Source organism: Roseovarius sp. THAF9, assembly GCF_009363715.1.
In the GTDB taxonomy this organism is placed as follows: domain Bacteria; phylum Pseudomonadota; class Alphaproteobacteria; order Rhodobacterales; family Rhodobacteraceae; genus Roseovarius.
The window spans coordinates 3,501,501-3,524,671 of the sequence record NZ_CP045404.1 but is presented as its reverse complement, the minus strand read 5'-3'; the positions used below and the strand labels follow the sequence as shown (position 1 = coordinate 3,524,671).

Genomic DNA, 23,171 nt, shown 5'->3' with positions numbered 1-23,171 from the left:
TCAGACGCGCAGGGCGAGGCGCGCGGTGAGCCAACTGACCAGCAAGAGCATCAGGTCGAGCGGCGCCCAGAGCCAGAGCGCATCGGTGTCACCGAGGGCAAAGGGGTAGGTGTAGAGCGCCAGGCCGTCGAAATTGCCCGCGGGTGCGGCGACGAGAATGGCGAAGAAGTTGTTGACGAAATGCAGGCCGAGGGCGGCGCCGATGGTGCCGGTGCGGGCCGTGAGGTCGGCGGCGGCGATGCCGAAGAGCGTGGCCCAGCCGACTATCAGCCAGGTGGCGTCGCCGTTGATGGCGGGGTCGTAATGCAGCATGCCGAAGCACATGGACGGGACAATGATCCAGATGCGGGGATTGGCGAAGCGGGCGGCGAGCTGGCTTTGCAGGTAGCCGCGAAAGACCAGTTCCTCGGCCCCGGTCTGGATCAGTAGGGCGGGCAGGGCGAGCGGCAGGAAGGTCAGCCAGCGGGTGGTGTCGATATTTGCCTCGGGCGTGAGGCCGGGCGTGGCGGGCAGCAGGATCGACAGCGCGAGGTGCAGCCCGACCATGTACAGGCAGACGCGGGCGAAATGGAGCCGTGCAAGGCGCAGGTCACCGACGAAGCTGGGCAGCGCACGGCCATGGATGGCGCGGCCCGTCATGGCTAGGGCGACGATGATGAAGCCGAAGAGGTAGAGGTTGGCCAGAACGCCGGCCGGGGTGTCGCCGGTTTCCAGATCGCCGAAAGTGCTGTCCCAGGAGGTCGCGGGCGCCACGATGTTCAGCAGCGCCGAGGCGGCGAAGATCAGCGACAGGAACAGCACTGCCAGCATGACGGCGCCCAGCACCAGGCGCACGAGCGAGGCGGTGGGGCGCGCCGGGTGAACAAGGGCTTCGTGCGGGCGGTAGGCGTCGAACATGGAACCAGAGCTAGGGCGCGGGAGCATGGACCGCAATGGCGTTCGATCCCCGGGGCGAAAGAAAAAACCCGGGCGCGAACGCCCGGGTCAGTGTCAAGGGTCGGGAGGACCCATACTGATTTGGTCTCAGCCCTTCGAGAACTCGGGGTAGGCTTCCATCCCCAGTTCCGACATGTCGAGGCCTGCGATCTCTTCTTCCTCGCCGACGCGGATGCCCATGACGGCCTTGAGGATGAACCAGATGATCAGGCTGCCCACGAAGGTGAACACACCGTAGGCGACGATGCCGGTCAGCTGAGTCATCAGGTTGGCTTCGCCGTAGAAGATGACGGCGATGGTGCCCCAGATACCGGCGAAGAGGTGCACCGGTACGGCGCCGACCACGTCGTCGATTTTCAGCTTGTCGAGCATCGGGACGGTCAGGACCACGATAACGCCACCCACGGCACCGATCCAGAGCGCACCGAAGAGCGTGGGCGCGAGCGGTTCGGCGGTGATCGAAACGAGACCGGCGAGGGCGCCGTTGAGCACCATAGTGAGGTCCGGTTTCTTGTACATCACTTGGGTCAGGATCAGCGCGGTCACGGCACCGGCCGCGGCGGCCATGTTGGTGTTGGCGAAGATGCGGCTTACGTCGGAGACATCACCCACGGTGCCCATGGCAAGTTGCGAGCCGCCGTTGAAGCCGAACCAACCGAGCCAAAGGATGAAAGTCCCCAGAGTGGCGAGTGCCAGGTTGGAACCGGGCATCGGGTGCACCTTGCCGTCCTTGCCGTACTTGCCCAGTCGCGGGCCGAGCACGATGGCACCGGCCAGAGCAGCCCAGCCACCTACGGAGTGCACGACGGTCGAACCGGCGAAGTCGGAGAAGCCGGCCTCGGACAGCCAGCCGCCGCCCCACTGCCAGGAACCCGAGATCGGGTACATGATGCCGGTCAGGATGACGACGAAGATCAGGAACGGCCACAGCTTGATCCGCTCGGCCAGCGCGCCCGACACGATCGAGGCGGTGGCGGCGACGAAGACCAGCTGGAAAAAGAAGTCCGAACCGACGGATGCATAGTCAAGCGCTGCATCGGCCGCGGCCACGCCCACCGGATCGAGCACAGTCTGCCCCCCGATGGCGAAGTAGCCGTTGAAGTCGCCCGGGTACATCGTGTTGAAGCCGATGAGCCAGTACATGATCGCGGCAATCGAGAAGAGCGCGATGTTCTTGGTCATCTGCATGGTGACGTTCTTGGAGCGCACCAGCCCGCCTTCGAGCATGGCGAAGCCTGCGGCCATGAAGAACACCAGGAAGCCGGCCATGCAGAACAGCAGGGTCGTCATGATGTAGGGGCCGATCTCGTCAAAGCCCGGTGCGGCTGCTTCGGCTTCGGCGGCTTCCTGTGCGAAGCCAAATTGGGGCAGGACCGCGATTGCGGTTGCGGCGAGCCCCAGATGAATAAAGCGTTTCATAGTGATGTTATCCCTTCTTTCGCGCGTCTTCAAAGCGCGTCATCGTTGGTTTCGCCGGTGCGCACGCGCATGGCCTGCCCGATATCGAGCACGAAGATCTTGCCGTCGCCGATCTTGCCGGTTCGCGCGGTCGTCGCGATGGTCTCGACCACTTGGTCGACCATGCCGGCGGCAACGGCGATCTCGAGCTTGATCTTGGGTACGAAGTTCACGGCGTATTCCGCGCCGCGGTAGATCTCGGTGTGACCGGACTGTGAGCCGAAGCCCTTGATCTCGGTCACCATCATGCCGCGCACGCCGATCCCTGTCAGCGCTTCGCGCACATCTTCAAGCTTGAACGGCTTGATGGTTGCAATGATGAGTTTCACAGATGTCCCTTTCGGTTGCTTGGGCGAGGTTTATTTCGCTGATGCAGAAAGTGACGGAGATGTGCCGGGCTGGAAGGGTGAGCGCTGGGGAAGCGGGCAGAAATCATTAAGATATGCACAAATTATGCGCAAAAAAATTGAAATGACTAATAAATAGGCAAATATGAGTCGGTGAGGCGCGTAGAGTCCTCGGGTCTTTCACGCGTAAGCGGCGATCCGGGAGGAGCTCGGGCGGGGCATGAGAAACACGGCGGCAACGGGTGAAATCGTACGCTTTTGGGGGTCTACTTTCGGAATGAGGACCTGTAGAATAACGCAAAACCAGAGGTCCGGGCAGGTTAGGGCATGGGAAATCAGGGGCGAAAAACGCCGCGACTCGTTGCAGACAGGCGATACGGCAAATCCGCGAAGACAGCGGCGAAGGGCCGGGCCAAGACGGCTGCGCGCAAGCCTGCGAAAACCGCGCGCACGCGGCGCAAGGGCGGTGGCGGCTCGGGTGGCGGGCGCGGCCCCGTGGCGTGGATCAAGCGGCTGTTCCGCTGGGTCTTGCGGCTGATCTGGGTCGTGACGTGGCGCGTGACCGCGGTGGTGTTGTTGGTGACGGCCCTGGCGGTGGCCTATGTCTATGCCGGGTTGCCGGATGTGCGCGCATTGCTGGACGGTCGTGCGCGCGGCTCGGTTACCATGCTGGACCGCGAGGGCGACGTGTTCGCGTGGCGCGGCGACCAGTTCGGCGGCGTTGTGACAGCCGACACCGTCAGCCCCGAGTTGCGCAACGCGGTGCTGGCCACCGAGGACAAGCGGTTCTACCGGCATTTCGGCCTGAGCCCGCGTGGTATCGCGAGCGCCGTCCGCATCAATCTGAGCGAGGGGCGCGGGCCGCTGAGCGGTCACGGTGGGTCGACGATCACGCAGCAAACCGCGAAGCTGCTGTGCCTTGGCGTTGAATACGACGAGTCCGAGTGGGAGAGCGAGGCGGAGTACGTTCAGGATTGCCGCCGCGGATCGCTGAGCCGGAAGGCCAAGGAAGCGATCTATGCGATGGCGATGGAGGCGAAGTATTCCAAGAACGAGATCCTTTCGATCTATCTCAACCGGGCTTATTTCGGCGGCGGTGCCTTTGGGGTCGAGGGCGCGGCGCAACGCTATTTCGGGGTCAGCGCGCGCGAGGTGAACGCGGCGCAGGCGGCGATGCTGGCGGGATTGTTGACCGCGCCGACGCGGCTGGCGCCGACGACCAACCTGGAACGGTCACAGGCACGGGCGGCGACGGTCCTGCGGCTGATGAACGAGCAGGGCTACCTGACCGATGCCGAGACGCAGGCGGCGCAGGACAACCCGGCCACGCTGTCGGAGGCCGCCGAGGCGCAGGCGGGCGGCTATTTCGCCGACTGGGTGATGGATAGCGGGCCGGAGCTGTTCACCCGCGACACGACAGAGGATGTCATCATCCAGACCACGCTTGACCAGCGGATGCAGCGCGCCGCCGAAGAGGCGCTGACCCATGTGTTCGAGAACAAGGTTAGTGAAGGGTCCAAGGCGCAGGCCGCCATCGTGGTGATGAGCGCCGATGGCGCGGTGCGTGCGATGGTTGGCGGGCGCAAGTCACGCGTGACCGGCGCGTTCAACCGGGCGACGATGGCCAAGAGGCAGACCGGCTCGGCCTTCAAGCCGTTCGTCTATGCGACGGCGCTGGAGTTGGGGTACGAGCCAAATTCGATGGTGGTGGACGAGCCCTATTGCCTGGACATCGCAGGATCCGGCCGATGGTGCCCGGACAATTACGACAACAGGTTTCATGGCCGCGTGCCGCTGATCACGGCGCTTGCCAAATCCTACAACATTCCGGCGGTGAAGGTGTCGGAGAGCGTGGGGCGCGACCTGGTGCGCCGGGTCGCCAGCGATTTCGGCATCGACAACGAACTGGCGGATGGCCCGGCGCTGGCGCTGGGCGCCTCGGAAAGCACGCTGCTGGAGATGACGGGGGCCTATGCGGGCATCCTGAACGGCGGTTCGTCGGTGACGCCCTACGGTCTGGTCGAACTGAAGCTTCTGGGCGATGACGACCCGCTGATGCGCAAGGGGGGCGGCATTGGAGAGCGTGTGATCCAGCAGGAAGCGGCGCAGAAGCTGATGGGCATGATGTACGAGGTGGTGCAGTCGGGCACTGGCACGCGCGCCAAGCTGCCCGATCGGCAGGCCGCGGGCAAGACCGGCACGACGCAGGCGGCACGCGACGCGTGGTTCCTTGGCTTCACCGCCGATTACGTGACCGGGGTGTGGATGGGGTATGACGACAACACGCCGCTCAAGGGCGTGACTGGCGGCGGGCTTCCGGCGGATATCTGGCGCGAGACGATGGTGCGGGTGAACGAGGGTGTGCCGGTCAACGACCTACCGATGATCCGGGTCGAACCGCAGCCGCAGGTTCAGCAGCAGCCGCGCACGCAGACGCAGCAACGTCAGGACCGGGACCGGGGCAACACGATCAACCGGATGCTGGAAGAGTTGTTGGGGCCGGCGGACGGCGGGCGATAGCTCGGAAAAGACCAACAAACCCCGCGCCACCGCCGGAGCTTATGCGGCGGCGGGGCAGATCGGCCGGACCTGTTTCGGGATCAGCCCGCGCGCTTCACGTCGGCGATGAGCGCGTCGATATTGCCGCCGTTGCGGTCGAGCATCGCGCCGATCTCTGTGCGTTCGCTGAGCCGCAGGCTGACGCCTTCGATCACCATGTCGAAAAAGAGGTCGCGGCCCGAGCGGTCGGACACCAGGAAAAGCACGGTGAAGGGCGACCTGCCGCGCAGCTTCACCGTCGAGCGGACCTCGTGCCAGGACTTGACCCGGCGCACGCCGGTCACGGTGATCTGGCCGCCGATGAACTCGCGGAACCGCTTGCCGTACTTGCGGGCGATATAACCCTGGAAAGCGGAGGTGAAGGCCCGCATCTGGCGCGAGGAGGCGCGGCGCGAATCGGCGCCCAGCGTGGAGCGGGCGATGATGTTCACGTCGGCGTAACGGGCGAAGATGCGCTCGAAGTCGCGGATCATCGCGCCGGTGGACTTGCCCGAGGCGATCACGCGATTGATATCAGACACGACCTGGTCGATGAGGCCGCGGGCGCGGGCTTCTGTTAGGGCGAAGGCGGGGGTTGCGGCTGCGGGCAGCAGCGTGGCGGCCGCACCGGCGCCGATCAGGAAACGTCTGGAAATGTCATTCATCGTAGGGGTCCTCCAGCGGCGTGCCGAATTCGGCATCATACGGATCTTCGAACGCCCCGCCCGAGCCACCGCCGAGCTTGAAGCGCCTGTTCTGAATATAGAGCGACCGCGCCTGCGCGTAACTGTCGGCGCTGTCGTAAAGAATGGAATCGATGGTGTCGGCATAACGCCCACGGTCCGACAAGCCCGTGACGCCAGAGGCGACAGTGCCATAGTAGTTCTCGGGTTCGTCCAGCACGTAGGTCAGCGGGTTGGTGAAGAGATCGACGATCTTGCCCGCCGCCGCGCGCTCGGTCGAGGGGCCGAGCAGGGGCAGTTCGACATAGGCGCCTTCGCGTACGCCCCAGACATAGAGGGTCTGGCCGAAATCGGCGTCGGTGGCCTGGGGCATGTTGAGTTCGGACGCGGTGTCGAACAGGCCGCCCAGTCCGATCGTGGTGTTCACGAGGAAGCGGTAGGTATCCTCGGTCGCGCCTTTCATGTTGCCTTGCAGGATGTTGTTCACCACCGCGCCGGGTATCGACAGGTTGAAGGCGAAGCGGCCGACCATGTTCTCGACATCGTCGGGAATGAAGCCGGAATAGCCCTTGCCCGCGGGTCCCACCAGATTTTTGTCCAGCGCCCGGTTGAAGGCGTGGGTGCGGCGGTTTTCCTCTTCGTAAGGATCGAAGGGCTGGTCGGCCGGGTGGTTCGCCGGGGTTGGCGTGCAACCCGCTGCGGCGAGGGTCACGACAAGGGCAAGGCAAGCCGCGATCAGCTTTGGTTGACTGGAAGACGAGAAATGTGGCAACGGTCAGACTTTGGTTAAGCTATTGCGGCATACATAAACAAACGGCTGAATTTACACAGGCGTGCCATCTTTTCGGCGATGGTCTGTGGCGAAGCCGTAACAATGGTAGTAAGGCGGAACTGGGTATCGTTCAAGCAACGATGTAGCGGCACGCGAAAGAGACGGGATGCAACTTAGCAAGGCAAGACTTGATGCGGGCCGCGAGGAATTGCGTGCTGCCCGCCGCGAGAGCCGCGGGCTTTACTGGTTCGTTGGGATCTTCAGCTTTTTCGTCAACATGCTGATGCTGACCGGGCCGATCTACATGTTGCAGGTCTATGACCGGGTGCTGGGCAGCGGGTCGGTCGAGACGCTAATCGCGCTGAGCGTGCTGGTGGTATTCCTTTACAGCATGATGGGCCTTCTGGACTATGCCCGCGGGCGGATCATGGGCCGGGTCGCGGCGCGGTTCCAGTCGCGGCTGGACCGTCGGGTGTTCGATGCGGTTATCCGCAAGTCGGCGCTGGCCCCCGGCGACCAGTCCGAGACCGGGATGCGCGACCTGGAAGCGGTGCAGCGGTTGCTGTCGTCGCCGGTGCTGATGGCCATCTTCGACATGCCGTGGACGCCGGTTTTCCTGGCCGGGATCTGGCTGTTCCATCCGTGGCTGGGCGCGCTGGCGCTGGTGGGCGGCGGGATCATCATCATGGTGACCGTGATCAACCAGAAGGTCACCAAGCAACCGGCGGCCAAGTCGGCCCTGAGCTCGGCCGCCGCCGAAAACCTGGCCAACCAGATCCGCAACGAATCGGAGATGGTGCAGGCGATGGGAATGCGCGACCAGGCATTCTCGCGCTGGCAGAAGGCACGGGGTGAATCGCTGCGCGCGCAGATCAATTCTTCGGACTTGGTTGGCACGTTCACCACCACGACCAAGACGTTCCGGCTGTTCCTGCAATCGGCGATGCTGGGCCTGGGGGCGTACCTTGTGTTGCAGAACGAGCTGACGCCGGGCGCGATGATCGCGGGCTCGATCCTGATGGGCCGGGCGCTGGCGCCGATCGAGCTGGCCGTCGGGCAGTGGGCGCTGGTGCAACGGGCCCTGCGGGGCTGGCAATCGCTGACCGAGCTGCTGGCGCTGGTGCCGCCCGAGCAGCAGCGCACGCCGCTGCCCAAGCCCAAGGCGCTGTTGCAGGTGCAACAGGTCACAGTGGTGCCGCCGGGCGACCAGCAGGCGGCGCTGAAGACCATCAGTTTCACTGTAGAGCCAGGCCAGGCGGTGGGCGTGATCGGTCCGTCAGGCGCCGGCAAATCGACGCTGGCGCGGGCGCTGACCGGGCTGTGGCGGCCGGCGGGTGGGCGAATCCGGCTGGATGGCGCGTCGATCGATCAGTTCGAGCCGCGCGTGCTGGGCGAGCATATCGGGTACCTGCCGCAGCGGGTGCAGCTGTTCGAGGGAACCATCGCCGAGAACATCTCGCGCCTGGCCGAAGAGCCGGACCCGGCCAAGATCGTGGAGGCGGCGAAGAAGGCCGATGCGCATGACATGATCCTGAAGCTGCCCGACGGCTATGACACGCGGGTCACCGCAGGGGGCGGGCGCCTGTCGGGCGGCCAGATGCAGCGAATCGGGCTGGCGCGGGCGATGTATGGCGACCCTGTGCTGGTGGTGCTGGACGAGCCCAACTCGAACCTCGACAACGAGGGCAGCGAGGCGGTGAACCACGCCATTCGGGAGTTCAAGGCCGAAGGAAAATCGGTGCTGATCATGGCGCACCGGCCCGCGGCGATCCGGGAATGCGACCATTTGCTGATGCTTGAAGACGGCGTGGTGCGCGCCTTCGGGCCCAAGGACGAGGTTCTGAAGGACGTGGTGAAGAACGCCGGGGAAATCAATGCCAGCGGCCAGCCGGGAGGGGTTCGATGAGCGACGACAAGCGCAGCGCGTGGTCGGTCCGCACGCCGATGATCGTGGGAGTGACCGGGCTGCTTATCCTGGTGGGCGGTTTCGGGACCTGGGCCGCGGTGACCGAGATTTCGGGTGCAGTCATTGCCAGTGGGCAGATCGAGGTCGACCAGAACCGTCAGGTGGTGCAGCACCCCGATGGCGGTGTGGTCGCGGCGATCGAGGTCGACGAGGGCGACACGGTGGAGGCCGGGCAGGTGCTGTTGCGGCTGGATGCCACCGGCTTGCGCTCGAAGCTGGCGATTGCCGAAAACCAGCTTTTCGAATTGCAGGCGCGGCGAGGACGGCTGGAGGCCGAGCGTGACGAGCGGGATGAGATCGTCTTTCCCGATCTGGTGCGCGACGTGGCGGCGCGCAATGCGGAGGTGGCCGAACTGCTGGACGGGCAGAGGCGGCTTTTCACGGCGCGCAACGAGACCGTGGCGAGCGAGATTTCCCAGTTGGAGAAACGGCGGGGGCAGATCCGCAACCAGATCGAGGGGATCGAGGCGCAGCAAGCGGCGATGGACGAGCAGCTGGAGCTGATAGAAAAGGAACTGGCCGACCAGAAATCGCTGTTGGACCAAGGGCTTGCGCAGGCTTCGCGGGTGCTGGCGCTGCAACGTGAAAAATCGCGGATGCTGGGCCAGCTGGGCGAGCTGGCCGCACAGGTGGCGCAATCCGAGGGGCGGATCACCGAGATCGATATCGAGACCCTGAAACTGGGCACGCGGCGCCGGGAGGAGGCGATTACCAGTTTGCGCGACTTACAGTTAAGTGAGCTGGAATTGCTGGAGGAGCGGCGTGCGCTGATCGAACAGATGAGCCGGCTGGACATCACCGCGCCGGTGAGCGGGGTGGTTTACGGGCTTCAGGTCTTTGCGCTGCGGTCGGTTATCCGGCCGGCCGATCCGATCCTTTACGTGGTGCCGCAAGACCGTCCGCTGATCATCAACACGCAGGTGAACCCCACGGATATCGACAAGCTGTTCGTGGGACAGGAGGTGACGCTGCGGTTTTCCGCGCTGGACCAGCGGACGACGCCGGAGCTGATCGGGCAGGTGGTACAGATATCGGCCGATTCGTTTCAGGACGATGCGACGCAGCAAAGCTATTACCGGGCCGAGGTCGCGCTGAGCGAAGGCCAGCGGGAGCGTCTGCCGGAGGATGTGACGCTGATCCCCGGCATGCCGGTCGAGACCTTCATCCGCACCGCCGACCGCACGCCGCTGGCATACCTGACGAAACCGCTGACGGATTACTTCGCCAAGGCGTTTCGCGAGTAGGCGGAGCGCCTTCGGCGCGCAGGGGTGTCTCGGCATCCCTTCGGGACGTCTCGGGGCGCGTGGCGGGCGTGACGCGCAGGTCCCGGGGGCGGGGCTGCGTGGCGGACGACGGGACCGTGAGTATTTTTCGCAAGAAAAAGCCCGTGCCGGTTTTTGCGGTTGCATCGGTGCGCCGAGCGTCTAGCGTTCGCGGCAACGCAACCGAGGAGGTCGGGATCATGGGGAAATTCGAGGACAAGCTGGCTGAGATGGGCGTAACGCTGCCCGAGGCAGCGGCACCGGCGGCGAATTACGTGCCGTATGTGCAGGTGGGTGACATACTGTACGTTTCGGGTCAGTTGCCGAAGCTGGGCGACGAGATGATGATCGGCAAGCTGGGCGACGACATGGACGTGGCCGCGGGCGCCGAGGCGGCGAAGGCTTGTGCGATCAACCTGCTGGCGCAGGTCAAGGCGGCGTGCGGCGGTGACCTAGACCGGCTGAAGCGGGTGGTGAAGCTGGGCGGGTTCGTGAATTCGACTCCGGACTTTACCGAGCAGCCGCAGGTGATCAATGGTGCGTCGGATTTCATCGGCGAGGCGCTGGGTGACGCGGGCAAACACGCGCGCGCGGCCGTGTCGTCGCCGGCGCTGCCCTTTGGCGTGGCGGTCGAGATCGAAGGCGTGTTTCAGATCGGATGAGCCGGCTGGACCCGGAATTTCTGCGCGCGCCGCTGGCGCATCGGGCTTTGCATGATGTGAGCGACTGCCGGCCCGAAAATTCGCGCGCGGCGATCGCGGCGGCGATGGCCCATGGCTATGGCATCGAGATCGATCTGCAACTCAGCCGCGACGGCGCTGCCATGGTGTTTCACGACTATGACCTCAGGCGTCTGACCGGGCAGGCCGGGCCGGTGCAGCAGCGGGACGCGGCGGAGCTGGGCCGAATCTCGCTGCTGGGCGGGGACGAGGGAATACCGGCGTTGCCGGAGGTGCTGGAGCTGGTGGCGGGGCGCGTGCCGCTTTTGATCGAGTTGAAGGACCAGCAGGGTCAGATGGGCCAGACCGACGGGCGACTGGAGGCCGCGACGGCAGTGGCGCTGCGAGGCTATGCCGGGCCGGTGGCGGTGATGTCGTTCAACCCCGAGATGATGATAGCGATGCGCGACCTTGCGCCCGACGTGGTGCGCGGCATCGTGAGTTGCGATTATGCTGTGGACGACTGGCCCCTTTTGCGTGCTGACGTGCAGGAGCGATTGCGCGATATCCCGGACTATGAGCGCGCGGGGGCGTGTTTTGTCAGCCATCAGGCGCAGGACCTGGGCCGGGCCCGGGTTGCGGAATTGCAGGGCAAGGGCGCGGATGTGCTGTGCTGGACGATCCGGTCGCCGGAAGAGGAAGCAGAGGCACGGCGCGTGGCGCAAAACATCACCTTCGAGGGATACCTTCCGGCAATTCCCGCTTGAACCGGAGCGGGTCGGCCACAGATTGAGGGTATGATTTCCAAAAGTGATGAGCGGTCTTGATGGATGGCGGATCGGTCCTTGTGAGCGTCTACGAAAGCCTGGGCGACGTGGCGCAGGCCGAGTGGGATGCGTGCGCCTGCCCCGAGGCCGAGGATGGGGGTCGGGCGGAGGACCCGTTCACCACATACCGTTTTCTGAAGGCGCTGGAGGACAGCGGCTCGGTCGGGGCCGGCACGGGATGGCAGCCGCATTACATGGTGGCGGAGATGGACGACCAGGTGATCGCCTGCGCGCCGCTTTACGTGAAGAGCCACAGCCAGGGCGAGTACATCTTCGACCACAACTGGGGCCATGCCTATGAACGCGCCGGCGGGCGATACTATCCCAAGCTGCAGATGGCGGTGCCCTTCACGCCGGTGACAGGACGGCGGATGCTGACCCGGCCGGGGTACGAGCAGCCGGGGCGCGATGCGCTGATGCAGGCCGCGGTCAGCATCGGGGACCGCAACGAGCTGTCGTCGCTGCATGTCACCTTCTGCACCGAGTTCGAGCGGGAAGTGGGCACGCAGATGGGCCTGTTGCCGCGGATTACCCAGCAGTTTCACTGGTTGAACCGTGGATACGAGAGCTTCGACGACTTTCTGGAAAGCCTGAGTTCGCGCAAGCGCAAGAACATCCGCAAGGAGCGGGCGCAGGCGCAGGGCTTTGGCGGCGAGATCGTGCAATTGACCGGCGACGCGATCCGGCCCGAGCACTGGGAGGCGTTCTGGGAGTTCTACCAGGACACCGGGGCGCGCAAATGGGGGATGCCGTACCTGACGCGCAAGTTCTTTGACCTCGCACAGGAGCGTCTGCGGGACGACATCCTGCTGGTCTTGGCGCTGGAGGACGGCGTGCCCGTGGCGGGCGCGCTGAACATGATCGGGCGCGACGCGCTTTATGGCCGGTACTGGGGCTGTGCGGCGCATCACCCTGCGATGCATTTCGAGTTGTGTTACTATCAGGCGATTGATTATGCCATCGAACACGGGCTGTCCCGTGTCGAGGCCGGCGCGCAGGGCGAGCACAAGCTGGCCCGCGGATACCTGCCGGTCGAGACCCATTCGCTGCACTGGTTTCGTGACCCGCCTTTTTCGGATGCCGTGGCGCGTTATCTTGAGGCAGAGCGAGAGGCCGTGGCGGATGACATCGAAATCCTGACGAGCTTCGGCCCGTTCAGGAAAGCAAACGTGGAGGAGCAGGAATGAGCGAGAAGCTGAGCGATACTGCGCGGAAGACGACGCTGGAGCCGCTGTTGGAGAGTGGCTGGGAAATGGTCGAGGGCCGCGATGCCATCCACAAAACCTTTGAGTTCGCCAATTTCGTCGAGGCGTTCGGGTTTATGACCCGCTGCGCGATCTGGGCCGAGAAGTGGGATCACCATCCCGAGTGGTCGAATGTCTACAAGACGGTCGAGGTGACGCTGACCAGCCACGATGTGGAGGGGCTGAGTTCACGCGACACCAAGCTGGCGCGGAAGATGGACAAGTTGGCCGAAGGCTGAGCGACCTTTGGCCAAAGGCCGGGACGCGTGCGCGCCCCGGCCTGACGTGTCAGATCGCGTCGAGCAGCGACTCACCGGCGGAGGTCTCGCAGGCGCCGGGGTTGTCCTCGACATGCAGGACCTTCACGGTGCCATCCTCGACCAGCATGGCATAGCGCTTGGAGCGGTCGATGAGGCCGACGGGCGGTGCGGTGAAGTCCATGCCGACGGCTTTGGTGAACTCCGATTGCGGGTCGCCCAGCATGGTGATGCCGGCGTCGCTGGCGCCGGTGTCCTTGCCCCAAGCATCCATCACGAAGGCGTCGTTGACCGAGATGCAGATGATCTCGTCCACACCCTTGGCGTCGAAATCGGCCTTGGTGCGGATGAAGCTGGGCACGTGGGCGGAGTGACAGGTGGGAGTGAAGGCGCCGGGAACGGCGAAGATCGCCACCTTGCGGCCTTTGGTCTTGTCGGACAGCGCGACCTCTTCGGGGCCGTCCGCACCCATCTTGAGCAGCGTCGCATCGGGGAGTTTGTCGCCGGTGGTGATCGTCATTGTCGCATCCTGTCTTTCGTTTGCGTTTCGATTGCCTGTAAGTATAGGCCCTGACGGCCCGAGGGCCATGTGGAATTTGCAGGAGGGGACATGTCTGGGATCGTTGTCGTGGGCGCGGGGCAGGCGGGCAGTTCGCTGGTGGCGAAGCTGCGGGCGCTTGGCTATGACGGCAAGGTGACGCTGATCGGGGAAGAGCACGCACCGCCTTACCAGCGCCCGCCCCTGTCGAAGAAATACCTGCTGGGCGAGATGGAATTGGAGCGGCTCTATCTGCGGCCCGAGAGTTTCTATTCCGAGAACATGATCGACCTGCGGCTGGACGCGGCGGTGACGGCGATTGACCGGACCGACAAGGTGGTCGTCGCCGGTGGGCAGGCCGTGCCTTACGAGCATCTGGTTCTGACCACGGGGTCGGTGCCGCGGCGGTTGCCGCCAGCGATCGGCGGGGCCTTGGAGGGGGTCTATGTCGTGCGCGATCTGCGCGACGTGGACAGCATGGGGCCGGAGTTTCGCGAAGGCGCGAAGGTGCTGATCGTCGGGGGCGGCTATATCGGGCTGGAAGCCGCCGCGGTGGCCGCCTCGAAGGGGTTGCAGGTGACGCTGGTCGAAATGGCGGACCGGATCCTGCAGCGCGTGGCGGCGAATGAGACGTCGGATTATTTCCGGGAGTTGCACCGCTCGCACGGGGTGGACATTCGCGAGGGCGTCGGGCTGGAGCGGTTGACCGGCGAGGGGCGGGTCAGTGGCGCGCTGTTGAGCGACGGCACCGAGCTGGAAGCGGATTTCGTGATCGTGGGCGTGGGGATTACGCCGGCCACGGCGCTGGCCGAGGCGGCCGGTGTCGAGGTCGAGAACGGGATCAAGGTGGACGCGCAGGGGCGCACGAGCGATCCGGCGATCTGGGCCGCCGGTGATTGTGCGAGCTTTCCGTACCGGGGCGCGCGCCTGCGGCTGGAAAGCGTGCCCAATGCAATCGACATGGCGGAATGCGTGGCCGAGAACATCATGGGGGCGGACAAGACCTATGTGCCGCAACCGTGGTTCTGGTCGGATCAGTACGATGTGAAGCTGCAGATTGCCGGGCTGAACGTGGGGTATGACCGGGTGGTGACGCGCGACAGCGAGGGCGGCATTTCTTTCTGGTATTTCGCGGGCGACACGCTGTTGGCGGTGGACGCGGCCAATGATGCGCGGGCCTATATGGTGGGCAAGCGTTTGATCGACAATGGGAAAACTGCCGATCCGGCGGTGGTGGCGGACCCTGGCGCGGACCTCAAGGCGCTGTTGAAGGCGTGAGGATCATCGGCGGCGAGTTTCGCGGGCGGCGGCTGGGCTCGGTCGGCAAGGGGGACGAGGGCGCGCGGCTGCGGCCCACCTCGGACCGGGTGCGCGAGAGCCTGTTCAACGTGCTGATGGCGCGGTTCGGGGAGCGCGTGGAGGGCGCCGCGGTGCTGGACCTCTTTGCCGGGACCGGGGCGCTGGGGCTGGAGGCCTTGTCGCGCGGAGCGGCCCGCGCGGTGTTCGTGGAAAGCGGGCGCGTGGGACAACGGCTGATCCGGGAGAATGTTGCGCTGTGCGGTGTTGCGGACCGGGCAACGCTGGTTGGCCGGGATGCGCGCAAGCTTGGCGCGGCGACGGAGGCCTGCGGGCTGGTGTTCCTCGATCCGCCCTATGGCAAGGGGTTGGGCGAGGCGGCTTTGAGCGCGGCAATGGCCGGAGGGTGGATTGCGCCGGGGGCCTTGGTGGTTTGGGAGGAAGGCGGCGCGGTGACGGTGCCCGAAGGTTTGAGTCTGCTTGATGAGCGGGGGTACGGGGATACGGTGATCCGGGTTCTGGAGGCGGGGTAGGGGCGCGTGGGTTTTCACCCACCCTACGCGAGGCCCCGGATCAGGTCCGGGACGGGTGATTTTCGACTTCGCACGGCTTCACCCCTTCATCAACTCCGGCAGGTCGCCGGTCAGGCCCGCCGCCTCGCGGATGAATTTCCGGCGCAGGGCGGGCATGGCCGACAGTGCGCCCATGCCGATGTCGCGCGCGGCGCGCAGGAGGGGGTTGTCGTTGGAAAATAGCCGGTTGGTGAGGTCGGTCGTCACCGCCAGCGTTGCGGTGTCGAAGCGGCGCCATTGCTGGTAGCGGGCGAGCACGTCGGAAGCGGCGAAATCCTCGCCTCGGCGGGTGGCGTCGGTAAGGACCTGGGCGAGCGCGCCCACGTCGCGCAGGCCAGCGTTGAGGCCTTGGCCCGCGATGGGGTGCATGCCGTGGGCGGCGTCGCCGATCAAGGCCAGCCGTTCGGCCACGAAGGCGTTGGCCAATGTCAGGTTCAGCGGGTAGGTGAAGCGCTTGCCGCGCAGCGAGATGTCGCCCAGGAAATCGCCGAAGCGGGGGCGGAGGACCTCCATGAACTCGGCATCATCCAGCGCGGCGAAGCGGGCGGCGGTCGCCTCGGTCTCGGACCAGACGATGGAACTGACATTGCCGGGCAGGGGCAGGATGGCCAGCGGCCCGGGCGGCATGAAGAACTGGTGCGCGATGCCGTTATGGGGCAGCTCGTGTTCGATGGCGGCCACCAGTGCGGTCTGGCCGTAGTCCCAGCCTGTGCGGGCGATGCTGGCGCGCTGCGCGGTGCCGGAGGCGCGCCCGTCGGAGCCCACCACGATGCGGCCCGCGAGGGTCTTGCCGGAGGCGAGCGTGAGGGTGACGCCGGTGGGAGAGACGTCCTGTGCGGTGACGGTGTCGGTGACTTGGGCGATCCGATCCTCGTCCTGCATCGCCTCGAGAAAGGCGCGGCGCAGGTAGCGGTCTTCGAGCATGTGGCCCATCGGGCCTTCCTCGATCTCGGCATGGTCGAAATGCAGGAAGAAGGGTGCGGCCCCTTCGCCCGCGCGGCCGTCGGAGACCTTGATTTCCAGCATGGGCTGCGCGCTGTCTGCAACACGGGGCCAGATGCCGATATTGCTCAGCAGGCGCACCGAGGCCAGCGCCAGGGCATAGGCGCGACCGTCGAAGGCGGCATCCTCGCGCACGGTCTGGGGCAGGGTGTCGATCACGGTGACGGTCAGGCCAGCCTGTGCTGCGGCGAGGGCGAGCGCTGGGCCGGTGAGGCCGCCGCCGACGATGAGGATATCGCTGTCATGGTCCATGCGGTTCAATATGTTGGCGCGGGCCGAATTGTCCATGCGCCGGATTGTCATTGGGTGGGCTTGCCTTGCGACGAGGCATCTGCGTTCATGCGGACGACTTGGCAAGAGCGCGGAGGATCCGGGATGAACGAGTGGCTGACGATGAGTGCGGCGGAGCTGGGGCGCGGGATCGAGGCGGGCGAGATCGGGCCGGCGGCGCTGACGGAGGCGTATCTGGAGGCGATCGATGCGCATCCTGCACGGGACGAGATCTATTCGGTCGTCACCCATGAGCGCGCCCGGGCCGAGGCGCAGGCGGCCGAGGCACGGGCGAAAGCCGGGCGGCGGTTTGGGCCGCTGGATGGCGTGCCGATTAGCTGGAAGGATCTGTTCGACAGCGCGGGGACGGCAACGGAGGCGGGCACGCGGCTGTTGAAGGGCCGCGTGCCGGAGCGGGACGCCGAAGTGTTGCGCAACGCGACCGCTGCGGGGCTGGTCTGTCTGGGCAAGACGCATATGAGCGAGCTGGCGTTTTCGGGGCTGGGGCTGAACCCGATGACAGCGACGCCGCCGAATATCCACGACCCGAAGCTGGTGCCGGGGGGATCATCCTCGGGTGCGGCGGCGAGCGTGGCGCATGGGTTGGCGGCCTGCGGCATCGGGTCGGACACGGGCGGGTCGGTGCGGATCCCGTCGGCCTGGAACGATCTGGTGGGGTTCAAGACCACGTCGGGGCGCGTGTCGCTGGACGGGGTCGTGCCGCTCTGCGCGAAGTTCGACACGGTGGGGCCGCTGGGCCGCAGCGTGGAGGATTGCGCGCTGATGCTGGCGGCGCTTGAAGGTGGGCGGGCAGCGGACCTGGAAGGCGCGTCGCTGGAGGGGATGCGCTTTGCCGCGTTGCAGTCGGTGGTGTTCGAGGACATCCGGGACGAACCGCGTGATGCCTATTTCAGCGCGCTGGAGAGGTTGAAAGCCGCTGGCGCGAGGATCGAGGAGGTGGACTCGCCCGAGGCCGAGCAGGCGATGCCGTTGTCGGCGATCCTTTTCACGTCCGAGGCTTATGGCATTTGGGGCGACGTGATTTCGGCCAATCCGGACAAGATGTTCAAGCCGATCCGTGAGCGGTTCGAATCCGGCAAGGAATTTCGGGCTTGTGACTACGTCGCGGGCTGGAACCTGCTGGCGGCGCTGCGAATCCAGTGGGCCGAACGGATGAAACCCTATGACGCGGTGCTGATGCCGACTGCGCCGAACCTGCCGCCCGAGGTGGACCGACTGATGACCGACGACGAGTATTACGTGACCGAAAACCTGCTGGCGCTGCGCAACACGCGGGTGGGCAACCTGATGGGGCTGGCCGCTGTCAACTTGCCCACCGGAATCCCCGGTTGCGGGCTGCTGATGTGCGGCGAAGCTTTTGGCGAAGAGCGGATACTGCGGGTCGCCAAGGCGGCCGAGACGGCGTTGGCCTGAACATTCGAAATCATTGCTGGACGCAAAATCTTGTCTGGGTGATGCCGGAGGGCCACAATACTTGGCCTACTTTAGAGGTATCCGCTAACCACTTGCCAAAAATGCCACAATCCCCGCGACCCCGGTTGGTTTTTCTGGACGCAACGCGGGCGCTTTTGTAGATTTGGTTAAAACGGGGCGACAACGATCCCGTAGCTTTGAGGCAGTGTTGATGTTTCCCGAGCGGTTTTCGAACCTTCCGGAATATGCGTTTCCGCGTTTGCGGAGCCTTTTGGACGTGCACGCGCCCGGCGGTGATGTGATCCACATGACCATCGGCGAGCCGCAGCACGATTTCCCGGGCTGGATCATGGACGTGATCGAGAAGCACGCGGGCGAGTTCCGCAAGTACCCGGTGAACGAGGGTATTCCGGCGCTGAACACGGCGTTCTGTGACTGGGTTTCGCGGCGCTATGGCGTGGAGTTGAGCCCGGACCGGCACGTGATGGCGCTGAACGGCACGCGCGAGGGGCTGTACAACGCGATGATGACGCTGTGCCCCGAGACGAAGAACGGCAAGCAGCCGATCGTTCTGCTGCCGAACCCGTTTTACCAGGTTTACATGGTGGCCGCGCTCAGCGTGGGGGCCGAGCCGATGTTCCTGCCCGCGACGCGCGAGACCGGCTTTCTGCCCGATTTCGCCAGTCTGGACGCCGATGTGCTGGACCGGGTGACGGTGGCGTACCTGTGCTCACCGTCGAACCCGCAGGGCGCGGTGGCGGATGCGGAGTACTGGCAAACGCTGATCGGGCTGGCGGAAAAGCACGATTTCAAGGTCTTCGCCGACGAATGCTATTCCGAGATCTACCGCGACACGCCGCCCGTGGGCGCGCTGGAAGTCGCCAAGAATAAGGGCGCGGACCCCGAGCGGGTGGTGGCGTTTCACAGCCTGTCGAAGCGGTCGAACCTGGCCGGGTTGCGGTCGGGTTTCGTGGCGGCGGGGCCGCAGAGCATGAAGCGGATCCGGCAATTGCGCTCTTACGCGGGCACGCCCTTGCCGATGCCGTTGCAGCACGCGGCGGCCAAGGTCTGGGCGGACGAAAAGCACGTGGAGGTGAACCGCAGGCTTTACCAGGAAAAATACGCGCTGGCCGACGAAATCTTCGACGGCGTGGCAGGTTATCAGGGCCCCGAGGCGGGGTTTTTCCTGTGGCTGCCGGTCGAGGATGGCGAGGCGGCGGCGTTGAAGCTGTGGAAAGAGACAGGCGTGCGGGTGCTGCCCGGCGCGTATCTTGCACAGGAGGCCGGCGGGCATAACCCCGGCAAGCAATACATAAGGGTCGCGATGGTGGCCCCAAAGAAGGAGGTGGCACGCGGCCTGACGCAGCTGCGTGACTGTCTATATAATTAACGAGGAAGAGGCAACATGGCATATCAGACGCGCGGACGTGACCCGCTGTTGGACAGCTCGATGGCAGAGGCGATCGAGAAGCGAGGCAAGGAACTTCTGGGACTGGCCCTGCTGGCACTGGGCTTTGCCGCCGCGATGATGATCGCATCCTATCACCCTGACGACCCCAGCTGGATGGCCGCAACCGACGAGCCGGTGCAGAACATGCTGGGCCGCATGGGCGCGTCGATTGCCGCGCCGCTTTTCATGATCGTGGGATGGGGGGCGTGGGGCCTGGCAATTGTCCTGGGAGCGTGGGGTGTGCGTTTTGCCCTGCACCGCGGTCAGGACCGGGCGATTGGCCGGTTGATCTATGCGCCGATCTGGATCGCGCTTCTGGCGATGTATGCCTCGTCGCTGGAGCCGAGCGCGGCATGGTCGGCCTCGCACAGCTTTGGTTATGGCGGGCTGTTCGGGGAGATGGCGCTGGGCACCGTGTTGGGTTTCCTGCCGATCAGCGCGACCTTCGGGCTGAAGCTGTTGTCGCTGCTCTTGGCAGCCGGGATGGTGACGCTGGGCGCGTTCATCCTTGGGTTCAGCCGGTTGGAGCTGTCGCAGATCGCACGGTTCCTGGTGGTGGGCACGATCATGACCTATGCCACGCTGCGTGCCCTGCTGGCTCGTGGCGGCGGGATCGCGGCAGGGGCCGCGAAGACGGCGCAAGCCCGCGCCGCCGAGCGCCGGGACCGCCGGATGCAGGAGCGCGCCGAGGCCGACGAGATGGCCCGGGCCGAGGCCGCTGTGCCGGAGCCGCGCGTGCACCGGGCCGAGCCGGCGATGGTCGCGAGTGCCCCGCAGCAGGCCCATGCTGCATCGGTCGCGCACGCCGCGCCGGATTATGACATGAGCCCCGCGCCGGAAAAGACCGGCGGGCTGCTGTCGCGGATGCCGTCGCTGATGCGCCGCCCCGAGCGTGAGCCCGAGCCGGAACTGATCGAGGCGTCGGAAATGCCCGACATGCCCGCCCCCAGTGGTGACCGCGTCACCGCCAAGATCGCTGACGTGATCAAGAGCCGGGTGCGCCAGAACCCCGCCGTACAGGTCGAGTCGGTGGCGCCGCTGACCCGTGGCCGGGGCCGTGGGCCGGACCCGCTGATCCTGAACACCGCGCCGCAAAACACGGTGCGGGCCGAGCCGCCGCTGACCGCCGGGCAGGCTGTGCCGGGCGTCGCGCCGACCCATGCACCGATGCAGGAGATGGTCGAGGCCGCGCCCGAGGACGAGGTGATCGAAGATGGCTATGGCGCCTATGACGCATATCAGGCAGAGTCGGAGGTTCCGGTCTACTCGCGCGCCGCAACGCCCGCGGAAGTGCCCGCGACCGAGCCGAAGAAGGTCGTGCAGCACCCGCCGCGCCGTGCGCCGCAACCGTCCACCCGGGCGCAGGCCGAGGCGCAGCCCAAGCTGCAATTCGAGGAAAAGCCGCAGGTCGAGTACGAGTTGCCGCCGCTGAGCCTGTTGACCAATCCGGTCAACATCCAGCGTCATCACCTGAGCGACGAGGCGTTGGAGGAAAACGCCCGGATGCTGGAGACGGTGCTGGACGATTATGGCGTGAAGGGCGAGATCGTCAGCGTGCGCCCCGGCCCCGTTGTGACCATGTACGAACTGGAGCCGGCGCCGGGCCTGAAAGCCAGTCGTGTCATCGGCTTGGCGGACGATATCGCGCGGTCGATGTCGGCCCTGTCGGCGCGGGTCAGCACCGTGCCGGGCCGCTCGGTGATCGGGATCGAGCTGCCCAATGACAACCGCGAGATGGTCAGTTTCCGCGAGATCCTGTCGAGCCGCGACTATGGCGACGGCAACCAGAAGCTGCCGCTGGCGCTGGGCAAGGATATCGGCGGCGACCCGATGGTGGCGAACCTTGCCAAGATGCCTCACCTGCTGATCGCGGGGACGACGGGGTCGGGCAAGTCGGTGGCGATCAACACGATGATCCTGAGCCTGCTTTACAAGCTGACGCCCGAGGATCTGCGGATGGTGATGATCGACCCGAAGATGCTGGAACTGAGCGTATATGACGGGATTCCGCACTTGCTGAGCCCGGTGGTGACGGACCCGAAGAAGGCCGTGGTGGCGTTGAAATGGGTCGTGGCGGAAATGGAAGACCGCTATCGCAAGATGTCGAAGATGGGAGTGCGCAATATCGACGGCTACAACAGCCGGGTGGCCGATGCGCTGGCCAAGGGCGAGATGTTCAGCCGGACGGTGCAGACCGGGTTCGACGACGACACCGGCGAGCCGGTGTTCGAGACCGAGGAATTCGCGCCCGAGAAGATGCCCTTTATCGTGGTCATCGTCGACGAGATGGCTGACCTGATGATGGTTGCCGGCAAGGAGATCGAGGCCTGCATCCAGCGCCTCGCGCAGATGGCGCGGGCGTCGGGCATCCACCTGATCATGGCCACGCAGCGCCCGTCGGTGGACGTCATTACAGGGACGATCAAGGCGAACTTCCCCACCCGGATCAGCTTTCAGGTGACCAGCAAGATCGACAGCCGCACGATCCTTGGCGAGATGGGGGCCGAGCAGCTTCTGGGTATGGGTGACATGCTGTACATGGCGGGCGGCGGCAAGATTACCCGCAGTCACGGGCCCTTCGTGAGCGATGAAGAGGTCGAAGAGGTGGTGAATCACCTGAAGGCTTTCGGCCCGCCGGTCTATGTGGGTGGCGTGCAGGACGGCCCCGAGGACGACAAGGCCGACAAGATCGATGCGGTTCTGGGTCTGTCGACGGGCGGCAATACGGACGGCGAGGATGCCCTGTATGACCAGGCCGTTCAGATCGCCATCACCGACCGGAAATGCAGCACGTCCTATATCCAACGCAAGCTGGCCATCGGCTATAACAAGGCCGCGCGGCTGGTCGAGCAGATGGAGGAGGAAGGCGTCGTCAGTTCCGCCAACCATGTGGGCAAGCGCGAGATTCTGGTGCCGGAGCAATAACGCCTCTGTTTCGTCCCTGGGAAACGTTTGCCTGTCTGTCGCGTTGGCGTGGTAACAAACCACAACGCACGAGGGAAAGGTGAATGGCCGGCGATGCCGAGACACTTCTGGATGAGATCGACCGGCTGGCCGAAGGCGAAGACAGCGTCTCGGTCAAGGATGTGGTCGATGCGATTGGCGGGCGCGGGTTTGGGCCAATTATCTTCGTGACGGCGCTGCTGGGCGCGTCGCCGCTGGGCGGGATCCCCGGAGTACCAACGCTTTTTGCCATTCTCGTGATCCTGATTGCCGTGCAGATCCTGCTGGGACGGCAAAGCTTCTGGATCCCCGACCGGATCGGCAACCGGGCGGTGGAGGATGAGAAGGTCACCCGCTCGGTCGGCAAGGCGCGTCCCGTGGCGAAGTGGATGGACCGGTATTTCGGGCACCGGTTGGAGGCGCTGACCGGGCAGCCGGCGCAGATCGCCGCCGCCTGCGTGGTCGTGGGCCTGTCCCTGATGATCCCGCCGCTGGAAGTGGTGCCGTTCGCGGCGCTGATCCCGTTTTCGGCCATTGCCCTGCTGGGGCTGGCGATCACGGTGCGGGACGGGGTGCTGATGGTGGTGGCCTTCGCTGCGAGCGCCGGCGCGCTGTTCGCGGCGGTAAACCTTTTCCCGTCATGACGCGTTGGGCCCCGAGACGTGGGTGCTCACGCGCAATTGCACCGATTGCTATCGCATAACAGCGCGGGCGTGC

Annotated in this window: 21 protein-coding genes; 14 read left to right on the top strand and 7 right to left on the bottom strand. The window is 65.3% G+C overall.

What is annotated here, in order from left to right; translation table 11 throughout:
- The 3 genes from FIU86_RS17450 to FIU86_RS17440 form a co-directional block, all read right to left on the bottom strand.
- Positions 1 to 924 (bottom strand): CPBP family intramembrane glutamic endopeptidase, encoded by a 924-nt coding sequence (locus FIU86_RS17450; protein ID WP_254703876.1) that lies wholly within the window; start codon positions 922 to 924, stop codon positions 1 to 3.
- 99 nt (positions 925 to 1,023) lie between these two features.
- The gene (locus tag FIU86_RS17445) at positions 1,024 to 2,355 is read right to left on the bottom strand and encodes an ammonium transporter (protein WP_152476240.1); all 1,332 of its coding nucleotides are present in this window, start codon (positions 2,353 to 2,355) and stop codon (positions 1,024 to 1,026) included.
- Positions 2,356 to 2,384: 29 nt separating this feature from the next.
- Entirely contained in the window at positions 2,385 to 2,723 is a 339-nt protein-coding gene (locus FIU86_RS17440; RefSeq protein ID WP_057790819.1) for a P-II family nitrogen regulator, read from the bottom strand.
- Between FIU86_RS17440 and FIU86_RS22630 the strand changes: the two genes are divergently transcribed.
- Both FIU86_RS22630 and FIU86_RS17435 read left to right on the top strand, forming a co-directional pair.
- Complete coding sequence (locus tag FIU86_RS22630) at positions 2,713 to 2,880, top strand: hypothetical protein (RefSeq protein ID WP_216647186.1); 168 nt, start codon at positions 2,713 to 2,715, stop codon at positions 2,878 to 2,880. The two genes, FIU86_RS17440 and FIU86_RS22630, sit on opposite strands and share 11 nt — an antisense overlap.
- 188 nt (positions 2,881 to 3,068) lie before the next feature.
- The gene (locus FIU86_RS17435) at positions 3,069 to 5,261 is read left to right on the top strand and encodes a transglycosylase domain-containing protein (RefSeq protein WP_152476239.1); all 2,193 of its coding nucleotides are present in this window, start codon (positions 3,069 to 3,071) and stop codon (positions 5,259 to 5,261) included.
- Positions 5,262 to 5,341: 80 nt separating this feature from the next.
- On the opposite strand, the gene FIU86_RS17430 is transcribed toward FIU86_RS17435, so the two are convergent.
- Together FIU86_RS17430 and FIU86_RS17425 are read right to left on the bottom strand one after the other, a co-directional pair.
- A complete protein-coding gene (locus tag FIU86_RS17430) occupies positions 5,342 to 5,944 on the bottom strand; it encodes a phospholipid-binding protein MlaC (RefSeq protein ID WP_152476238.1) in 603 nt (200 codons plus the stop codon).
- A complete protein-coding gene (locus FIU86_RS17425) occupies positions 5,937 to 6,734 on the bottom strand; it encodes a VacJ family lipoprotein (protein ID WP_254703875.1) in 798 nt (265 codons plus the stop codon). Before FIU86_RS17425 ends, FIU86_RS17430 begins: the two co-directional genes overlap by 8 nt.
- 166 nt (positions 6,735 to 6,900) lie before the next feature.
- Between FIU86_RS17425 and FIU86_RS17420 the strand changes: the two genes are divergently transcribed.
- From FIU86_RS17420 to FIU86_RS17395, 6 genes are all read left to right on the top strand, one after another.
- On the top strand, positions 6,901 to 8,640 hold the full coding sequence (locus FIU86_RS17420; RefSeq protein WP_152476237.1) for a type I secretion system permease/ATPase: 1,740 nt from the start codon (positions 6,901 to 6,903) through the stop codon (positions 8,638 to 8,640).
- The gene (locus FIU86_RS17415; RefSeq protein WP_152476236.1) at positions 8,637 to 9,944 is read left to right on the top strand and encodes an HlyD family type I secretion periplasmic adaptor subunit; all 1,308 of its coding nucleotides are present in this window, start codon (positions 8,637 to 8,639) and stop codon (positions 9,942 to 9,944) included. The genes FIU86_RS17420 and FIU86_RS17415 overlap by 4 nt, the downstream gene beginning before the upstream one ends.
- A 218-nt stretch (positions 9,945 to 10,162) precedes the next feature.
- Positions 10,163 to 10,624 carry a RidA family protein gene (locus tag FIU86_RS17410; protein ID WP_152476235.1) on the top strand — a complete coding sequence of 154 codons (462 nt, stop codon included), beginning with the start codon at positions 10,163 to 10,165 and terminating at the stop codon, positions 10,622 to 10,624.
- Positions 10,621 to 11,388 carry a glycerophosphodiester phosphodiesterase family protein gene (locus tag FIU86_RS17405; protein ID WP_152476234.1) on the top strand — a complete coding sequence of 256 codons (768 nt, stop codon included), beginning with the start codon at positions 10,621 to 10,623 and terminating at the stop codon, positions 11,386 to 11,388. Before FIU86_RS17410 ends, FIU86_RS17405 begins: the two co-directional genes overlap by 4 nt.
- A 59-nt stretch (positions 11,389 to 11,447) precedes the next feature.
- A complete protein-coding gene (locus FIU86_RS17400) occupies positions 11,448 to 12,635 on the top strand; it encodes a GNAT family N-acetyltransferase (protein WP_152476233.1) in 1,188 nt (395 codons plus the stop codon).
- Positions 12,632 to 12,931, top strand: a complete 300-nt coding sequence (locus tag FIU86_RS17395) for a 4a-hydroxytetrahydrobiopterin dehydratase (RefSeq protein ID WP_152476232.1) — start codon at positions 12,632 to 12,634, stop codon at positions 12,929 to 12,931. The genes FIU86_RS17400 and FIU86_RS17395 overlap by 4 nt, the downstream gene beginning before the upstream one ends.
- Positions 12,932 to 12,980: 49 nt before the next feature.
- Here the strand turns inward: FIU86_RS17395 and FIU86_RS17390 are convergent, their stop codons facing one another.
- Positions 12,981 to 13,469, bottom strand: coding sequence for a peroxiredoxin (locus FIU86_RS17390; protein ID WP_152476231.1), 489 nt, complete (start codon positions 13,467 to 13,469; stop codon positions 12,981 to 12,983).
- Between the two features lie 90 nt (positions 13,470 to 13,559).
- On the opposite strand from FIU86_RS17390, the gene FIU86_RS17385 reads away from it, so the two are divergent.
- On the top strand, positions 13,560 to 14,765 hold the full coding sequence (locus tag FIU86_RS17385; RefSeq protein WP_152476230.1) for an NAD(P)/FAD-dependent oxidoreductase: 1,206 nt from the start codon (positions 13,560 to 13,562) through the stop codon (positions 14,763 to 14,765).
- Complete coding sequence (gene rsmD / locus FIU86_RS17380; RefSeq protein WP_152476229.1) at positions 14,762 to 15,316, top strand: 16S rRNA (guanine(966)-N(2))-methyltransferase RsmD; 555 nt, start codon at positions 14,762 to 14,764, stop codon at positions 15,314 to 15,316. The genes FIU86_RS17385 and rsmD overlap by 4 nt, the downstream gene beginning before the upstream one ends.
- A 78-nt stretch (positions 15,317 to 15,394) precedes the next feature.
- Here the strand turns inward: rsmD and FIU86_RS17375 are convergent, their stop codons facing one another.
- A complete protein-coding gene (locus tag FIU86_RS17375) occupies positions 15,395 to 16,645 on the bottom strand; it encodes an FAD-dependent monooxygenase (RefSeq protein WP_172977583.1) in 1,251 nt (416 codons plus the stop codon).
- A gap of 87 nt (positions 16,646 to 16,732) precedes the next feature.
- On the opposite strand from FIU86_RS17375, the gene FIU86_RS17370 reads away from it, so the two are divergent.
- The 4 genes from FIU86_RS17370 (at position 16,733) to FIU86_RS17355 (ending at position 23,098) form a co-directional block, all read left to right on the top strand.
- Complete coding sequence (locus FIU86_RS17370; protein WP_152476228.1) at positions 16,733 to 18,061, top strand: amidase; 1,329 nt, start codon at positions 16,733 to 16,735, stop codon at positions 18,059 to 18,061.
- A gap of 211 nt (positions 18,062 to 18,272) precedes the next feature.
- Positions 18,273 to 19,451, top strand: coding sequence for an aminotransferase class I/II-fold pyridoxal phosphate-dependent enzyme (locus tag FIU86_RS17365; protein ID WP_172977539.1), 1,179 nt, complete (start codon positions 18,273 to 18,275; stop codon positions 19,449 to 19,451).
- A gap of 15 nt (positions 19,452 to 19,466) precedes the next feature.
- Positions 19,467 to 22,436: a DNA translocase FtsK gene (locus tag FIU86_RS17360; RefSeq protein ID WP_152476227.1), complete on the top strand. Its 2,970-nt coding sequence runs from the start codon at positions 19,467 to 19,469 to the stop codon at positions 22,434 to 22,436.
- Between the two features lie 83 nt (positions 22,437 to 22,519).
- The gene (locus FIU86_RS17355; RefSeq protein WP_152476226.1) at positions 22,520 to 23,098 is read left to right on the top strand and encodes an exopolysaccharide biosynthesis protein; all 579 of its coding nucleotides are present in this window, start codon (positions 22,520 to 22,522) and stop codon (positions 23,096 to 23,098) included.
- The last annotated feature ends 73 nt before the right edge of the window (positions 23,099 to 23,171 follow it).

What these genes read in the sequence shown, in the direction of transcription:
- FIU86_RS17360 (WP_152476227.1), top strand. Translation starts at nt 19,467, where the DNA reads ATGGCATATCAGACGCGCGGACGTGACCCGCTGTTGGACAGCTCGATG.
- FIU86_RS17435 (WP_152476239.1), top strand. Translation starts at nt 3,069, where the DNA reads ATGGGAAATCAGGGGCGAAAAACGCCGCGACTCGTTGCAGACAGGCGA.
- FIU86_RS17420 (WP_152476237.1), top strand. Translation starts at nt 6,901, where the DNA reads ATGCAACTTAGCAAGGCAAGACTTGATGCGGGCCGCGAGGAATTGCGT.
- FIU86_RS17385 (WP_152476230.1), top strand. Translation starts at nt 13,560, where the DNA reads ATGTCTGGGATCGTTGTCGTGGGCGCGGGGCAGGCGGGCAGTTCGCTG.
- FIU86_RS17355 (WP_152476226.1), top strand. Translation starts at nt 22,520, where the DNA reads ATGGCCGGCGATGCCGAGACACTTCTGGATGAGATCGACCGGCTGGCC.
- FIU86_RS17375 (WP_172977583.1), bottom strand. Translation starts at nt 16,645, where the DNA reads ATGGACAATTCGGCCCGCGCCAACATATTGAACCGCATGGACCATGAC.
- FIU86_RS17430 (WP_152476238.1), bottom strand. Translation starts at nt 5,944, where the DNA reads ATGAATGACATTTCCAGACGTTTCCTGATCGGCGCCGGTGCGGCCGCC.
- FIU86_RS17370 (WP_152476228.1), top strand. Translation starts at nt 16,733, where the DNA reads ATGAACGAGTGGCTGACGATGAGTGCGGCGGAGCTGGGGCGCGGGATC.
- FIU86_RS22630 (WP_216647186.1), top strand. Translation starts at nt 2,713, where the DNA reads ATGAGTTTCACAGATGTCCCTTTCGGTTGCTTGGGCGAGGTTTATTTC.
- FIU86_RS17400 (WP_152476233.1), top strand. Translation starts at nt 11,448, where the DNA reads ATGGATGGCGGATCGGTCCTTGTGAGCGTCTACGAAAGCCTGGGCGAC.
- FIU86_RS17445 (WP_152476240.1), bottom strand. Translation starts at nt 2,355, where the DNA reads ATGAAACGCTTTATTCATCTGGGGCTCGCCGCAACCGCAATCGCGGTC.
- FIU86_RS17410 (WP_152476235.1), top strand. Translation starts at nt 10,163, where the DNA reads ATGGGGAAATTCGAGGACAAGCTGGCTGAGATGGGCGTAACGCTGCCC.
- FIU86_RS17415 (WP_152476236.1), top strand. Translation starts at nt 8,637, where the DNA reads ATGAGCGACGACAAGCGCAGCGCGTGGTCGGTCCGCACGCCGATGATC.
- FIU86_RS17450 (WP_254703876.1), bottom strand. Translation starts at nt 924, where the DNA reads ATGCTCCCGCGCCCTAGCTCTGGTTCCATGTTCGACGCCTACCGCCCG.
- FIU86_RS17390 (WP_152476231.1), bottom strand. Translation starts at nt 13,469, where the DNA reads ATGACGATCACCACCGGCGACAAACTCCCCGATGCGACGCTGCTCAAG.
- FIU86_RS17365 (WP_172977539.1), top strand. Translation starts at nt 18,273, where the DNA reads ATGTTTCCCGAGCGGTTTTCGAACCTTCCGGAATATGCGTTTCCGCGT.
- FIU86_RS17395 (WP_152476232.1), top strand. Translation starts at nt 12,632, where the DNA reads ATGAGCGAGAAGCTGAGCGATACTGCGCGGAAGACGACGCTGGAGCCG.
- FIU86_RS17405 (WP_152476234.1), top strand. Translation starts at nt 10,621, where the DNA reads ATGAGCCGGCTGGACCCGGAATTTCTGCGCGCGCCGCTGGCGCATCGG.